This is a genomic window from Streptomyces sp. NBC_00286 (assembly GCF_036173125.1).
Classification (GTDB): domain Bacteria; phylum Actinomycetota; class Actinomycetes; order Streptomycetales; family Streptomycetaceae; genus Streptomyces.
Window position 1 is genome coordinate 8,572,704 of sequence record NZ_CP108054.1, and the last position, 14,654, is coordinate 8,587,357.

Below are 14,654 nucleotides of genomic sequence, written 5' to 3' on the forward strand. Positions count from 1 at the left end.
ATCATGTCAGAGGTGTACGCGGCCCGCCGCGAACGGCTCCGGGAGCGATGTGCGGCCGGCGGCAGCGCTGCCGCACTGGTGTCCCGGCCCGCCAACGTCCGCTACCTCGCGGGCGCAGCCCCCCGCGGCGCCGTACTGCTACTGGGCAGCGGAACTGACCTGATGGTCTGCCCGGGCCCGCGCCCAGGGGACCTCGGCGCGCACCCGGACGACGAGCGGCCCGACGAGGCGCTACGCCTCCACTACCTCCCCGGCACAGGCACCGGCGGCGACCCCGCCGTGGCCGCCGCCGACCTAGCCGCCGGCCAGGGCGCCGACTCCCTCGCCGTGGAGGAGCACCACCTCACCGTGGCCCGGCACAGATCCATCCGCTCGGTGGTGCCACGCCTGCGCCTCGCAGAACTGGGTGGCGCCGTCGAGCAGTTGCGCCTCGTCAAGGACGAGGAGGAGCTCTCCTGCCTCCGCATCGGCGCCGAGATCGCCGACCAGGCGCTGAGCGAACTCCTCGAATCGATCCTCGTCGGCCGCACCGAGCGCCACCTCGCCCTGGAGCTGGAGCGCCGCCTCGTCGACCACGGCGCCGACGGGCCGGCCTTCGCGACCTCCGTCGGCACAGGGCCGAACTCGGGGCGTCGCGGCCACCGCCCCACCGACCGGCGGGTCGAGGAGGGCGACTTCCTCTCCGTATGCCTGGGGGCGAATTACCGCGGCTATCGCAGCGAGATCGGGCGTACGTTCGTGATCGGGACCTCGCCCGCCGACTGGCAGATCGAGCTGTACGACCTTGTCTTCGCCGCCCAGAGGGCCGGTCGGGAGGCGCTCGTGCCCGGTGCCGAGTACCGCGATGTGGACCGTGCCGCCCGGCAGGTGCTGGACTCCGCGGGGTTCGGGCACGGCCTTCCTTCGCTGACCGGGCACGGGGTCGGGCTCGAAATCGATGAGGACCCTCAGCTGGCCCCCGCGGCCATGGGTAAACTGGACGCTTGCGTGCCGGTCACCGTCGAACCGGGGGTCCACCTCCCGGGCCGGGGCGGTGTCCGGATCGATGACACGCTCGTCGTACGCCCCGAGGCGGACGGCGGACCCGAGCTACTCACCATCACGACCAAGGAGCTGCTCGCGCTCTAGCCTCCGAGCTGTGCGCCTGCCCCGGGGTCGTCCACGTCAGTCCAGGAGATTCCGCAACCGTGGCTTCCACGAACGACCTCAAGAACGGCCTGGTGCTCAAGCTCGAAGGCGGCCAGCTCTGGTCCGTCGTCGAGTTCCAGCACGTCAAGCCCGGCAAGGGCCCGGCCTTCGTGCGCACCAAGCTCAAGAACGTGCTCTCCGGCAAGGTCGTCGACAAGACGTTCAATGCCGGCGTCAAGGTCGAAACGGCCACCGTCGACAAGCGCGACATGCAGTTCTCGTACATGGACGGCGAATACTTCGTCTTCATGGACATGGAGACCTACGACCAGCTCATGGTCGACCGGAAGGCCGTCGGCGACGCCGCCAACTTCCTCGTCGAGGGCTTCACGGCCACCGTCGCGCAGCACGAGGGCGAGGTGCTCTTCGTCGAGCTCCCGGCCGCCGTCGAGCTGAGCGTCCAGGAGACCGAGCCGGGCGTCCAGGGCGACCGCTCCACCGGTGGCACCAAGCCCGCCATCCTGGAGACCGGCCACCAGATCAACGTGCCGCTCTTCATCACCACCGGCGAGAAGATCAAGGTCGACACCCGTACGAGCGACTACCTCGGCCGGGTGAACAGCTAACCGTGGCTGCCCGCAATACGGCCCGCAAGCGCGCCTTCCAGATCCTCTTCGAGGGTGATCAGCGCGGCGTGGACGTCCTGACGGTCCTCGCGGACTGGATCCGGCACTCTCGGACCGACACCCGGCAGCCGCCGGTGAGTGAGTACACGATGCAGCTTGTCGAGGGCTACGCGAAGTACGAGCGGCGCATCGACGAGCTCATCGCGCAGTACGCGGTCGACTGGACGCTGGACAGGATGCCGGTCGTGGACCGCAACATCCTGCGCCTCGGCGCGTACGAGCTGATCTGGGTCGACGAGACGCCGGACGCCGTCGTCCTCGACGAGATGGTCCAGCTCGCGAAGGAGTTCTCCACGGACGAGTCCCCGGCCTTCGTGAACGGTCTCCTCGGCCGCTTCAAGGAGCTGAAGCCGTCGCTGCGCCGGGACGAGTAGCGCCACAGGTCGTCACGGAGGGCCCGCAGCACCGGCTGCTGCGGGCCCTCCGGCGTGTTCTGCGGCGAGCCGGAAATGTGTTTTGCGGCGAGCCGGAAAGCCGGAAACAAAGCCGCCGGGGTGGCCGGAACGCTCAGGTTCCGGCCACCCCGACGGCACGTTTCTTCAGGGGCCGAGGCCGGTCAGGCCTCCTCGTGGGAGACCGCGCGGCGCGCGTCCGCGTCGAGGACGCCCCAGTTGATCAGCTGCTCGGTGAGGACCGAGGGGGACTGGTCGTAGATCACGGCGAGGGTGCGCAGGTCGTCCTGGCGGATGGAGAGCACCTTGCCGTTGTAGTCGCCGCGCTGGGACTGGATCGTCGCCGCGTAACGCTGCAGGGGGCCCGCCTTCTCGGCAGGGACGTGGGCCAGCCGCTCCAGGTCCAGGACCAGCTTCGGCGGGGGCTCGGCGGCGCCGCCCGGCGTGGTGCCCGGCAGCAGCTCCTGCACCGGAACGCCGTAGAAGTCCGCCAGCTCGGCGAGGCGCTGCACGGTGACGGCGCGGTCGCCGCGCTCGTACGAACCGACCACGACCGCCTTCCAGCGTCCCTGGGACTTCTCCTCGACGCCGTGGAGGGAAAGGCCCTGCTGGGTACGGATCGCGCGGAGCTTGGCCCCGAGCTGTTTGGCGTATTCGCTGGACATATAGCTCCCCGGACACTGTGTCGACGTGCGGTTTTGCTTCGCGGCTGGTGACTCACTGTGAGGTTACGCAGCGTTACTCTTCCCCGTCAAGCCGAATGGTCCCGCCCGCCCCATCCGTGGGAGCCGGGAGAAGTGACGTCAGATGGTGAGGGAGTGACTGCAGGGGGGTGATCAGGGCCGTTGCCGGGCTGGTACCGTTGTTGGCGCAATTCCGACGTCCTTTAAGGTCCGTCCCGTGAGGCGGAGAAGGAGGTCCGTCTCGTATGGACACACAGCAGTCCGAATCCCGGGCCGTGCTCGAAGGCCCCGACATCGCGCGGGTGTTGACCCGCATCGCCCACGAGATCGTCGAGCGCGCCAAGGGCGCCGACGACGTGGTGCTTCTCGGCATTCCGACCAGAGGCGTCTTCCTCGCCCAGCGGCTCGCCGCCAAGCTCGAGGAGATCACCGACCGCAAGATCCCGGTCGGCTCGCTCGACATCACCATGTACCGCGACGACCTGCGCATGAAGCCGCCACGTGCGCTGGCCCGCACCGACATCCCGGCCGACGGCATCGACGGCCGGCTGGTCGTCCTCGTCGACGACGTGCTCTTCTCAGGGCGCACCATCCGCGCCGCGCTCGACGCGCTGAACGACATCGGCCGTCCGCGCGCCGTGCAGCTCGCGGTCCTCGTCGACCGAGGCCATCGAGAACTCCCGATCCGCGCCGACTATGTCGGCAAGAACCTCCCCACGTCGTTGCGGGAGACGGTCAAGGTCCAGCTCGCCGAGGAGGACGGTCGCGACACCGTGCTGCTCGGCGCCAAGCAGGCCTCACCGGGCGCGCAGCAGTAGCACTCCGGCGTACGTCCCTGCCGTAAGCCCCCGAGCGCGCCTGTGCGTGCCTGCCTGCCCGGCTGCGACCTCCCGCCGGGCCCTCGCCTCCCGAACTGAACTGCCTTACGGAGCCTGACAGATGCAGCGTCATCTCATCTCGGCCGCCGACCTCACCCGCGACGACGCCGTCCTGATCCTCGACACCGCCGAGGAGATGGCCCGGGTCGCCGACCGGCCGATCAAGAAACTGCCGACCCTGCGCGGCCGCACCGTCGTCAACCTCTTCTTCGAGGACTCGACCCGTACCCGGATCTCCTTCGAGGCCGCCGAGAAGCGACTCTCCGCCGATGTGATCAATTTCACCGCGAAGGGGTCCAGCGTCTCCAAGGGCGAGTCCCTGAAGGACACCGCTCAGACGCTGGAGGCGATGGGTGTCGACGCCGTCGTCATCCGGCACGGCGCCTCTGGAGCCCCGTACCGTCTCGCGACCTCCGGCTGGATCGACGCCGCCGTCATCAACGCCGGCGACGGCACCCACCAGCACCCCACCCAGGCCCTGCTCGATGCCTTCACCATGCGGCGCCGCCTCGTCGGGCGGGACGCCGGGCTCGGGCAGGACCTCGACGGCAAGCGCATCACGATCGTCGGCGACATCCTGCACGGCAGGGTCGCCCGCTCGAACGTCGACCTGCTGCACACCCTCGGCGCCCAGGTCACACTCGTCGCCCCGCCCACCCTGCTGCCCGTCGGCGTGGAGACCTGGCCCTGTGAGGTGTCGTACGACCTGGACAGCACGCTGCCCAAGTCCGACGCGGTGATGATGCTGCGCGTCCAGCGCGAGCGGATGAACGCGGCCTTCTTCCCGACCGAGCGCGAGTACTCACGGCGCTACGGCCTCGACGGCGACCGTATGGCGCGGATGCCCGAGCACGCCATCGTGATGCACCCCGGGCCGATGGTCCGCGGCATGGAGATCACCGCCGAGGTCGCCGACTCCGACCGTTGTACCGCCATCGAGCAGGTGACGAATGGTGTCTCGATCCGTATGGCGGTCCTGTATCTGCTCCTGGGCGGCAACGAGCCCGCCGTCACCCACACCCGTACCGAGGAGAAGTAAGACAGATGAGCAAGATCCTTATTCGTGGTGCGAAGGTGCTCGGCGGCGAGCCGCAGGACGTCCTGATCGACGGTGACACCATCGTGGAGGTCGGTGCCGGACTTCCCGCCGAGGGGGCCGAGGTCGTCGAGGCCGAAGGCAAGGTGCTTCTGCCGGGTCTCGTCGACCTGCACACCCATCTGCGGGAGCCCGGGCGTGAGGACTCCGAGACGGTCCTGACGGGTACGCGGGCTGCCGCGAGCGGTGGTTACACGGCCGTGTTCGCCATGGCCAACACCTTCCCGGTCGCCGACACCGCCGGTGTGGTCGAGCAGGTCTACCGGCTCGGCCAGCAGCACGGCTACTGCGATGTGCAGCCCATCGGCGCCGTCACGGTCGGCCTGGAGGGCAAGAAGCTCGCCGAACTGGGCGCCATGCACGAGTCGGCGGCCGGCGTCACCGTCTTCTCCGACGACGGCAAGTGCGTGGACGACGCCGTGATCATGCGTCGGGCGCTGGAGTACGTGAAGGCCTTCGGCGGCGTCGTGGCCCAGCACGCGCAAGAGCCGCGGCTGACCGAGGGCGCCCAGATGAACGAGGGCATCGTCTCGGCCGAGTTGGGGCTCGGCGGCTGGCCCGCCGTCGCCGAGGAGTCGATCATCGCGCGCGATGTGCTGCTCGCCGAGCACGTGCACTCCCGGGTGCACATCTGCCATCTGTCGACCGCCGGTTCGGTGGAGATCGTGCGCTGGGCCAAGTCCCGCGGCATCGACGTCACCGCCGAGGTCACCCCGCACCACCTGCTCCTCACCGATGAGCTGGTCCGCTCGTACAACCCGGTCTACAAGGTCAACCCGCCGCTGCGCACCGAGCGCGACGTGATGGCCCTGCGCGAGGCGCTCGCCGACGGCACGATCGACATCGTCGCCACCGACCACGCCCCGCACCCGCACGAGGACAAGGACTGCGAGTGGGCCGCGGCGGCCATGGGCATGGTCGGCCTGGAGACCGCGCTGTCCGTGGTCCAGCAGACGATGGTCGACAGCGGACTGCTCGACTGGGCCGGCGTCGCGGACCGGATGTCCTTCAAACCCGCCCGGATCGGCCGGGCGACAGGCCACGGCCGTCCCGTCTCGGCAGGTGAGCCCGCCAACCTCACGCTGGTCGATCCGGCATACCGTGGGACCGTGGACCCCACGGGCTTCGCGTCGCGCAGCCGCAACACTCCGTACGAGGGTCGTGAACTGCCGGGCCGTGTCACGCACACATGGCTGCGGGGCCGCGCCACGCTCGTCGACGGGAAGCTCGCGTGACACCACTGACGCAACTGACGTACGCCGCGGAACAGAAGTCGGCGGAAGTGACCGACTGGGCCGCCCGCATCGGCTGGCTCGTGGGCCTCGCGCTCTTCGTCGCCCTCGTCTACTGGCTGATGCGCGAGGGCTGGAAGTGGCGCGGCACGCTCCAGGGCGACCTGCCCGAGCTGCCCCAGGCCCCGGATGAGCCCGGTCCGGTGAAGCTGACGATGAGTGGCCGCTACCACGGCTCGACCACCGCCGGTCAGTGGCTCGACCGCATCGTGGCGCACGGCTTGGGCACCCGCAGCCGGGTCGAACTCACGCTGACGGACGCGGGCCTGGATGTCGTACGCCCCGGAGCGGCCGACTTCTTCGTGCCTCTCGAGGCGCTGCGCGAGGCCCGGCTCGACAAGGGCATCGCGGGCAAGGTCCTCACCGAGGGCGGCCTGTTGGTGGTCACCTGGGAGCACGGCGACAGGCTGCTCGACTCCGGGTTCCGCTCCGACCACGCGGCCGAGCACAACGAGTGGGTCGAGACCCTGAACCAGATGATCAACAAGGACAGCAACAAGACGGAAGGCGCACGATGACCACCTCCACCAGGGGAGCCTCCAGAACTCCCGCCGTACTTGTCCTGGAGGACGGCCGGACCTTCCGCGGTCGCGCCTACGGGGCCGTGGGGGTGACCTTCGGAGAGGCCGTCTTCTCCACCGGGATGACCGGCTACCAGGAGACCCTCACCGACCCCTCGTACCACCGCCAGGTCGTCGTGATGACCGCCCCGCACGTCGGCAACACCGGCGTCAACGACGAGGACCCCGAGTCGAAGCGGATCTGGGTCGCCGGCTATGTCGTACGCGACCCCGCGCGCGTGCCCTCCAACTGGCGCTCCCGCCGCTCGCTCGACGAGGAGCTCGCACGGCAGGACGTCGTCGGGATCTCCGGCATCGACACCCGGGCGCTCACCCGCCATCTGCGCGAGCGCGGCGCCATGCGCGTCGGCATCTTCTCCGGGAACGCGCTGCCCGACGAGGGCACGATGCTCGCCGAGGTGCGTCAGGCCCCCGAGATGAAGGGCGCCAGCCTGTACGAGGAGGTCGCCACGGAGGAGGCGTACGTCGTCCCCGCCATCGGCGAGAAGAAGTTCACCGTCGCCGCCGTGGACCTCGGCATCAAGGGCATGACCCCGCACCGTATGGCCGAGCGCGGCATCGAGGTGCATGTGCTGCCCGCCACCGCGACCGCCGAGGACATCTACGCGGTCGATCCCGACGGCGTGTTCTTCTCCAACGGTCCCGGCGACCCGGAGAAGGCCGAGCACCCGGTCGCCCTGATGCGCGCCGTGCTCGAGCGCAAGATCCCGCTCTTCGGCATCTGTTTCGGCAACCAGATCCTGGGGCGCGCGCTCGGCTTCGGCACGTACAAGCTGAAGTACGGCCACCGGGGCATCAACCAGCCGGTCCAGGACCGTACGACCGGCAAGGTCGAGGTCACCGCGCACAACCACGGTTTCGCCGTCGACGCGCCGCTCGACCGCGTCAGCGCCACCCCCTACGGGCGTGCCGAGGTCTCGCACGTCTGCCTGAACGACCAGGTCGTCGAAGGGCTCCAGCTGCTCGACCAGCCGGCGTTCAGCGTCCAGTACCACCCCGAGGCGGCGGCGGGCCCGCACGACGCGGCCTACCTGTTCGACCGCTTCGTAGAGCTCATGGCAGAAAAGGGAGCCCAGCGTGCCTAAGCGCACCGATATCCAGTCCGTCCTGGTCATCGGCTCCGGCCCGATCGTCATCGGCCAGGCCGCCGAGTTCGACTACTCCGGCACCCAGGCCTGCCGCGTCCTCAAGGCCGAGGGCCTCAGGGTCATCCTGGTCAACTCCAACCCGGCGACGATCATGACGGACCCGGAGATCGCCGACGCGACGTACGTCGAACCGATCACCCCGGAGTTCGTCGAGAAAATCATCGCCAAGGAGAGGCCGGACGCGCTGCTGCCCACCCTGGGCGGCCAGACGGCCCTCAACACGGCCATCTCGCTGCACGAGGCCGGGACGCTCGACGAGTACGGCGTCGAGCTGATCGGCGCCAACGTCGAGGCGATCAACAAGGGTGAGGACCGCGATCTGTTCAAGGAGGTCGTGGACGCGGTGAAGGGGAAGATCGGGCACGGCGAGTCCGCTCGTTCGGTGATCTGCCACTCCATGGACGACGTCCTCAAGGGCGTCGACACACTCGGCGGTTACCCGGTCGTCGTCCGGCCCTCCTTCACCATGGGCGGCGCCGGTTCCGGCTTCGCGCACAACGAGGACGAGCTGCGCCGCATCGCCGGCCAGGGGCTCACGCTCTCTCCGACCACCGAGGTGCTCCTGGAGGAGTCCATCCTCGGCTGGAAGGAGTACGAGCTGGAGCTGATGCGCGACAAGCACGACAACGTCGTGGTCGTCTGCTCCATCGAGAACTTCGACCCGATGGGCGTGCACACCGGCGACTCGATCACCGTCGCCCCGGCGATGACGCTGACCGACCGCGAGTACCAGATCCTGCGCGACATCGGCATCGCCGTCATCCGCGAGGTCGGCGTCGACACCGGCGGCTGCAACATCCAGTTCGCGGTGAACCCCGAGGACGGCCGGGTCATCGTCATCGAGATGAACCCTCGCGTGTCCCGGTCGTCCGCCCTCGCCTCCAAGGCGACCGGCTTCCCGATCGCCAAGATCGCCGCGAAGCTCGCCGTCGGCTACACGCTCGACGAGATCCCGAACGACATCACCGAGAAGACACCGGCGTCCTTCGAGCCGACGCTCGACTACGTCGTCGTGAAGGCGCCGCGCTTCGCCTTCGAGAAGTTCCCGCAGGCCGACTCGACGCTGACCACGACCATGAAGTCGGTCGGCGAGGCCATGGCCATCGGCCGCAACTTCACCGAGGCGCTGCAGAAGGCGCTGCGGTCGCTGGAGAAGAAGGGCTCGCAGTTCACGTTCGTCGGTGAGCCCGGGGACAAAAAGGCCCTCCTGGAGGAGGCGATCCGGCCGACCGACGGGCGGATCAACTCCGTCATGCAGGCCATCCGCGCGGGCGCGACCCAGGAGGAGGTCTTCGAGTCGACGAAGATCGACCCGTGGTTCGTGGACCAGCTGTTCCTCATCAAGGAGCTCGCGGACGAACTGGCCGCAGCCGACAGGCTTGACCCGTTGCTGCTGGCCGAAGCCAAGCGGCACGGCTTCTCCGATGCCCAGATCGCCGAGATCCGCGGTCTGCGCGAGGACGTCGTCCGCGAGGTCCGGCACGCGCTGGGCGTGCGCCCGGTCTACAAGACGGTCGACACCTGCGCCGCCGAGTTCGCCGCGAAGACGCCGTACTTCTACTCCTCGTACGACGAGGAGAACGAGGTCGCCTCGCGCGAGAAGCCCGCGGTGATCATCCTGGGCTCCGGGCCCAACCGCATCGGCCAGGGCATCGAGTTCGACTACTCCTGTGTCCACGCCTCCTTCGCGCTCAGCGACGCGGGCTACGAGACCGTGATGGTCAACTGCAACCCGGAGACCGTCTCCACGGACTACGACACCTCCGACCGGCTGTACTTCGAGCCGCTCACGCTCGAGGACGTACTGGAGATCGTCCACGCGGAGTCCCTGGCCGGGCCGATCGCGGGCGTCGTCGTGCAGCTCGGCGGCCAGACGCCGCTGGGCCTTGCGCAGGGGCTGAAGGACAACGGCGTCCCGGTGGTGGGGACGCCGCCCGAGGCGATCCACGCCGCCGAGGACCGCGGCGCCTTCGGCCAGGTGCTCGCCGAGGCGGGACTGCCGGCTCCCAAGCACGGCACCGCGACGACCTTCGCAGGCGCCAAGGCCATCGCGGACGAGATCGGCTACCCCGTCCTCGTACGGCCCTCGTACGTGCTCGGCGGACGCGGCATGGAGATCGTGTACGACGAGACGCGACTGGAGGCGTACATCGCCGAGTCGACCGAGATCTCCCCGTCGCGCCCGGTCCTGGTCGACCGCTTCCTCGACGACGCGATCGAGATTGACGTGGACGCGCTCTACGACGGCAACGAGCTGTACCTCGGCGGCGTCATGGAGCACATCGAGGAAGCCGGTATCCACTCCGGTGACTCGGCGTGCGCGCTGCCGCCGATCACGCTGGGCGGCTTCGACATCAAGCGGCTGCGGGCTTCAACGGAAGCCATCGCCAAGGGGGTTGGCGTCCGGGGGCTGATCAACATCCAGTTCGCGATGGCGGGGGACATCCTGTACGTCCTCGAAGCCAACCCGCGTGCCTCGCGCACCGTCCCCTTCACCTCCAAGGCGACCGCGGTGCCGCTCGCCAAGGCCGCCGCCCGGATCTCGCTCGGCGCGATGATCGCCGAACTGCGGGCCGAGGGACTGCTCCCGGCAAGCGGCGACGGCGGCACGTTGCCGCTGGACGCGCCGATCTCCGTCAAGGAGGCCGTCATGCCGTGGTCGCGCTTCCGCGACATCCACGGGCGCGGTGTCGACACCATCCTGGGCCCGGAGATGCGTTCCACCGGTGAAGTCATGGGCATCGACTCGGTGTTCGGCACGGCGTACGCCAAGTCGCAGGCGGCCGCGTACGGTCCACTGCCGACCAAGGGCCGCGCCTTCATCTCCGTCGCCAACCGCGACAAGCGTTCGATGATCTTCCCGGCGCGTGAACTGGTCGCCCACGGCTTCGAGTTGCTCGCCACGTCCGGCACGGCCGAGGTGCTCAAGCGCAACGGCATCAACGCCACCGTCGTCCGCAAGCAGAGCGAGGGCACCGGCCCGAACGGCGAGCGGACGATCGTCCAGCTCATCCACGAGGGCGAGGTCGACCTGATCGTCAACACGCCGTACGGCACCGGTGGCCGCCTCGACGGCTATGACATCCGTACGGCCGCCGTGGCCCGCTCCGTGCCCTGCCTGACGACGGTGCAGGCGCTCGCCGCCGCCGTCCAGGGCATCGACGCGCTCAACCACGGTGGCGTCGGGGTCCGTTCGCTCCAGGAACACGCGGAGCACCTGACGGCGGCGCGGGACTGACGCCATGTACTCACTGTTCTTCAGTTTGTTCTTCAAACGGATGGATCCGGAGCGGGCCCACCACCTGGCCGTCGCCTGGATCCGCCTCGCCGCCCGCGTCCCTGTGCTGCGTACGTTCCTCGCGGCCGCCCTTGCCCCCCGCTACGAGGAGCTGCGCACCGAGGCCTTCGGGCTGCGGATGCACGGGCCGTTCGGGCTCGCGGCCGGCTTCGACAAGAATGCGATCGCGGTCGACGGGATGTCGATGCTCGGCTTCGACCATGTCGAGATCGGCACGGTCACGGGGGAGCCGCAGCCCGGCAACCCCCGTAAGCGGCTGTTCCGGCTTGTGCCGGACCGGGCGCTGATCAACCGCATGGGGTTCAACAACGAGGGCTCGGCGGCCGTTGCGGAGCGTCTGGCAGGCCGTGAGGCGGTCTTCAGGACCACCGTGGGCGTCAACATCGGCAAGACCAAGGTCGTACCCGAGGCCGAGGCGGTCGACGACTACGTGAAGTCGACGCGGCGGCTTGCCCGCCACGCCGACTACCTGGTCGTCAACGTTTCCTCGCCGAACACGCCGGGCCTCAGGAATCTGCAGGCGGTGGACCATCTGCGCCCCCTGCTGAGCGCCGTCCGTGAAGCCGCCGACCAGGCCGTGACCGAGCGCCGCGTCCCGCTCCTGGTGAAGATCGCGCCCGACCTCGCCGACGAGGACATCGACGCCGTCGCCGACCTCGCCGTGGAGCTCGGCCTGGACGGGATCATCGCCACGAACACGACCATCGCGCGCGAGGGGCTCGGTTTGACATCCGAACCCTCCCTCGTGAAGGAAACCGGTGGCCTCTCGGGTGCGCCACTGAAATCGCGCTCCCTGGAGGTGCTGCGTCGCCTCTACGCGCGCGTGGGCGACGACATCACGCTCGTGGGCGTCGGCGGCATCGAGAACGCCGAGGACGCCTGGCAGCGCATCCTGGCCGGTGCCACCCTGGTCCAGGGCTACAGCGCCTTCATCTACGAGGGCCCCTTCTGGAGCCGCGCGATCCACAAGGGACTCGCCGCCCGCCTTCGTACGAGCCCGTACGCCACCCTCGCCGACGCGGTCGGCGCCGACGTCAAGGAGCCCGTGTGAGCCTGGAACCCTTCGGTAGGCGTCTTCGCCGCGCCATGGACGAGCGCGGCCCGCTCTGCGTCGGCATCGACCCGCATGCCTCGCTGCTCACCGACTGGGGCCTGAACGACGACATCGGGGGCCTGGAGCGCTTCAGCCGCACCGTCGTCGAGGCACTGGCCGACCGGGTCGCCGTACTGAAGCCGCAGAGCGCGTTCTTCGAGCGCTTCGGCTCGCGCGGTATCGCCGTACTGGAGAAGTCGGTCGAGGAGGCCCGGGCCGCCGGGGCGCTCGTCGTCATGGACGCCAAGCGCGGCGACATCGGCTCGACCATGGCCGCGTACGCCTCCGCCTTCTTGGAGAAGGGCTCGCCGCTCTTCTCGGACGCGCTCACCGTTTCCCCGTACCTCGGCTACGGATCGCTGAAGCCGGCCGTCGAGCTCGCCCGCGAGAGCGGTGCCGGGCTGTTCGTGCTCGCGCTCACCTCCAACCCGGAGGGCGGCGAGGTGCAGCACGCGGTACGGCCCGACGACGCGGCGGACGCGGCCGGCTCGGTCGGCCGGAGCGTGGGCGCGATCATGCTCGCGCACCTCGCCGCGGAGAACGCGGGGGAGACCCCCATGGGCTCCTTCGGCGCCGTCGTGGGCGCCACGCTGGGCGATCTGTCCTCGTACGACCTCGAGATCAACGGGCCGCTCCTCGCGCCCGGCATCGGCGCCCAGGGCGCGACCCCGGCCGATCTTCCGGGCGCCTTCGGAGCGGCGGTGCGCCATGTGGTCCCGAACGTCAGCAGGGGTGTTCTACGTCACGGACCCGACGTCGGCGCGCTACGCGCGTCCGCGGACCGGTTCGCGGAGGACATCAGGGCGGCCGTGGCGTCGGACTAGCGTCTTCAGCGACTCTTCTGTGAGGTCCTCGTGGACCTCCCACGGCTGAATACACCCTCAAATCCGGAGAACTATGTACCAAATGTCGGTTTCAATGGAGGCTGACCAGGACTTTTCCGCTGTTCTCGCTGACTCCGGCGGACTTGGCCGCTAGTCTCCGACGAGTGGAGACGGGCAAGAAGCGTTGCTCGTTGCTCCCCAGGTGTGGGGCGACTAGGTTCCTCACCGGTCCGTATCCGACAAGTTCGACATCCGAGGTGACGTAGGCGTGGCTCTTCCGCCCCTTACCCCTGAACAGCGCGCAGCCGCGCTCGAAAAGGCCGCCGCGGCTCGCCGGGAGCGGGCCGAGGTCAAGAATCGACTCAAGCACTCCGGCGCCTCCCTTCACGAGGTCATCAAGCAGGGCCAGGAGAACGACGTCATCGGCAAGATGAAGGTCTCCGCCCTCCTGGAGTCCCTGCCGGGCGTGGGCAAGGTCCGCGCCAAGCAGATCATGGAGCGACTCGGGATCTCCGAGAGCCGCCGTGTGCGTGGCCTCGGCTCCAACCAGATCGCGTCTCTTGAGCGCGAGTTCGGCGGCGGTGCCGCCTGACGTTCTCGGGCACTCCTGAGAACCTGGATAATCGCTGCATGGCTGCAACATCCCGGGGGACGACCCCCGTACCCCCGGAATCACGTCCGCGGCTGACCGTGCTCTCCGGCCCCTCCGGGGTCGGCAAGAGCACGGTCGTCGCCCATATGCGCAAGGAACACCCCGAGGTCTGGCTCTCGGTGTCGGCGACGACCCGGAGGCCGCGCCCCGGTGAGCGGCATGGTGTCCAGTACTTCTTCGTCAGCGACGAGGAAATGGACAAGCTGATCGCCAACGGCGAGCTTCTCGAGTGGGCGGAGTTCGCCGGCAACCGTTACGGCACCCCCAGGGGCGCCGTGATGGAGCGCCTGGAGGCCGGCGAACCCGTCCTCCTCGAGATCGACCTCCAGGGCGCGCGTCTGGTTCGCGAGTCGATGCCCGATGCCCAGCTGGTGTTCCTGGCTCCGCCCTCCTGGGAGGAGCTGGTGCGCAGACTCACCGGGCGGGGCACCGAGCCGCCCGAGGTGATCGAGCGCCGACTGGCCGCCGCGAAGGTCGAGCTGGCGGCCGAGTCGGAGTTCGACGTCACCCTGGTCAACACCTCCGTCGAGGACGTAGCGCGTGAGCTGCTAGCCTTGATGGACGTAGTGTGATCGTTTTCGATCTCATCCCATCTTTCGGAAGGTAGAGCGTGTCCTCTTCCATTGCCGCGCCCGAGGGCATCATCAACCCGCCGATCGACGAGCTCCTCGAGGCCACCGACTCGAAGTACAGCCTCGTGATCTACGCGGCCAAGCGGGCCCGTCAGATCAACGCGTACTACTCGCAGCTCGGCGAGGGCCTCCTCGAGTACGTCGGTCCGCTCGTGGACACGCACGTCCACGAGAAGCCGCTCTCGATCGCCCTGCGCGAGATCAACGCGGGTCTGCTGACGTCCGAGGCCGTGGAGGGCCCGGCGCAGTAAGTAATTCTGCAGATTGCAGC

15 protein-coding genes are annotated in these 14,654 nt (G+C 69.0%); 14 read left to right on the top strand and 1 reads right to left on the bottom strand.

What is annotated here, in order from left to right; genetic code table 11:
- Window positions 1–3 precede the first annotated feature (3 nt).
- The 3 genes from OHT21_RS38780 to nusB are packed head-to-tail and all read left to right on the top strand — an operon-like array spanning window position 4 to window position 2,188.
- Window positions 4–1,128, top strand: coding sequence for a M24 family metallopeptidase (locus OHT21_RS38780; RefSeq protein ID WP_328772926.1), 1,125 nt, complete (start codon window positions 4–6; stop codon window positions 1,126–1,128).
- A 59-nt stretch (window positions 1,129–1,187) separates the two neighbouring features.
- Window positions 1,188–1,754 (top strand): elongation factor P, encoded by a 567-nt coding sequence (gene efp, locus OHT21_RS38785; protein ID WP_328772927.1) that lies wholly within the window; start codon window positions 1,188–1,190, stop codon window positions 1,752–1,754.
- A 2-nt stretch (window positions 1,755–1,756) separates the two neighbouring features.
- A complete protein-coding gene (gene nusB, locus OHT21_RS38790; protein ID WP_328772928.1) occupies window positions 1,757–2,188 on the top strand; it encodes a transcription antitermination factor NusB in 432 nt (143 codons plus the stop codon).
- Window positions 2,189–2,370: 182 nt separating this feature from the next.
- Here nusB and bldD read toward each other — a convergent pair whose 3' ends face one another.
- Complete coding sequence (gene bldD, locus OHT21_RS38795; protein ID WP_165340551.1) at window positions 2,371–2,871, bottom strand: transcriptional regulator BldD; 501 nt, start codon at window positions 2,869–2,871, stop codon at window positions 2,371–2,373.
- A 263-nt stretch (window positions 2,872–3,134) separates the two neighbouring features.
- Here bldD and pyrR point away from each other — a divergent pair, with 263 nt between their 5' ends.
- The 11 genes from pyrR (at window position 3,135) to rpoZ (ending at window position 14,634) form a co-directional block, all read left to right on the top strand.
- Window positions 3,135–3,707 carry a bifunctional pyr operon transcriptional regulator/uracil phosphoribosyltransferase PyrR gene (gene pyrR, locus OHT21_RS38800; protein ID WP_328772929.1) on the top strand — a complete coding sequence of 191 codons (573 nt, stop codon included), beginning with the start codon at window positions 3,135–3,137 and terminating at the stop codon, window positions 3,705–3,707.
- Between the two features lie 121 nt (window positions 3,708–3,828).
- On the top strand, window positions 3,829–4,806 hold the full coding sequence (locus tag OHT21_RS38805; RefSeq protein ID WP_328772930.1) for an aspartate carbamoyltransferase catalytic subunit: 978 nt from the start codon (window positions 3,829–3,831) through the stop codon (window positions 4,804–4,806).
- 5 nt (window positions 4,807–4,811) lie between these two features.
- Window positions 4,812–6,098 carry a dihydroorotase gene (locus tag OHT21_RS38810; RefSeq protein WP_328772931.1) on the top strand — a complete coding sequence of 429 codons (1,287 nt, stop codon included), beginning with the start codon at window positions 4,812–4,814 and terminating at the stop codon, window positions 6,096–6,098.
- Window positions 6,095–6,673 carry a PH-like domain-containing protein gene (locus OHT21_RS38815; RefSeq protein WP_328772932.1) on the top strand — a complete coding sequence of 193 codons (579 nt, stop codon included), beginning with the start codon at window positions 6,095–6,097 and terminating at the stop codon, window positions 6,671–6,673. Before OHT21_RS38810 ends, OHT21_RS38815 begins: the two co-directional genes overlap by 4 nt.
- Window positions 6,670–7,821 carry a glutamine-hydrolyzing carbamoyl-phosphate synthase small subunit gene (carA, locus tag OHT21_RS38820; protein ID WP_328772933.1) on the top strand — a complete coding sequence of 384 codons (1,152 nt, stop codon included), beginning with the start codon at window positions 6,670–6,672 and terminating at the stop codon, window positions 7,819–7,821. The genes OHT21_RS38815 and carA overlap by 4 nt, the downstream gene beginning before the upstream one ends.
- Window positions 7,814–11,122, top strand: coding sequence for a carbamoyl-phosphate synthase large subunit (gene carB / locus OHT21_RS38825; protein WP_328772934.1), 3,309 nt, complete (start codon window positions 7,814–7,816; stop codon window positions 11,120–11,122). The genes carA and carB overlap by 8 nt, the downstream gene beginning before the upstream one ends.
- A gap of 4 nt (window positions 11,123–11,126) precedes the next feature.
- Window positions 11,127–12,233, top strand: a complete 1,107-nt coding sequence (locus OHT21_RS38830; RefSeq protein WP_328772935.1) for a quinone-dependent dihydroorotate dehydrogenase — start codon at window positions 11,127–11,129, stop codon at window positions 12,231–12,233.
- Window positions 12,230–13,099 (top strand): orotidine-5'-phosphate decarboxylase, encoded by an 870-nt coding sequence (gene pyrF, locus OHT21_RS38835; RefSeq protein WP_328772936.1) that lies wholly within the window; start codon window positions 12,230–12,232, stop codon window positions 13,097–13,099. Before OHT21_RS38830 ends, pyrF begins: the two co-directional genes overlap by 4 nt.
- Before the next feature lie 268 nt (window positions 13,100–13,367).
- Window positions 13,368–13,691 carry an integration host factor gene (locus OHT21_RS38840; protein ID WP_005319887.1) on the top strand — a complete coding sequence of 108 codons (324 nt, stop codon included), beginning with the start codon at window positions 13,368–13,370 and terminating at the stop codon, window positions 13,689–13,691.
- A 38-nt stretch (window positions 13,692–13,729) separates the two neighbouring features.
- Window positions 13,730–14,323, top strand: a complete 594-nt coding sequence (gene gmk, locus OHT21_RS38845; protein WP_328772937.1) for a guanylate kinase — start codon at window positions 13,730–13,732, stop codon at window positions 14,321–14,323.
- 38 nt (window positions 14,324–14,361) lie between these two features.
- Window positions 14,362–14,634 (top strand): DNA-directed RNA polymerase subunit omega, encoded by a 273-nt coding sequence (rpoZ, locus tag OHT21_RS38850; protein ID WP_033321800.1) that lies wholly within the window; start codon window positions 14,362–14,364, stop codon window positions 14,632–14,634.
- The last annotated feature ends 20 nt before the right edge of the window (window positions 14,635–14,654 follow it).

Bases quoted from the DNA above. Each gene is read 5' to 3' on its own strand.
- OHT21_RS38780 (WP_328772926.1), top strand. From the start codon at position 4: ATGTCAGAGGTGTACGCGGCCCGCCGCGAACGGCTCCGGGAGCGATGT.
- bldD (WP_165340551.1), bottom strand. From the start codon at position 2,871: ATGTCCAGCGAATACGCCAAACAGCTCGGGGCCAAGCTCCGCGCGATC.
- pyrR (WP_328772929.1), top strand. From the start codon at position 3,135: ATGGACACACAGCAGTCCGAATCCCGGGCCGTGCTCGAAGGCCCCGAC.
- OHT21_RS38805 (WP_328772930.1), top strand. From the start codon at position 3,829: ATGCAGCGTCATCTCATCTCGGCCGCCGACCTCACCCGCGACGACGCC.
- OHT21_RS38810 (WP_328772931.1), top strand. From the start codon at position 4,812: ATGAGCAAGATCCTTATTCGTGGTGCGAAGGTGCTCGGCGGCGAGCCG.
- carA (WP_328772933.1), top strand. From the start codon at position 6,670: ATGACCACCTCCACCAGGGGAGCCTCCAGAACTCCCGCCGTACTTGTC.
- OHT21_RS38830 (WP_328772935.1), top strand. From the start codon at position 11,127: ATGTACTCACTGTTCTTCAGTTTGTTCTTCAAACGGATGGATCCGGAG.
- gmk (WP_328772937.1), top strand. From the start codon at position 13,730: ATGGCTGCAACATCCCGGGGGACGACCCCCGTACCCCCGGAATCACGT.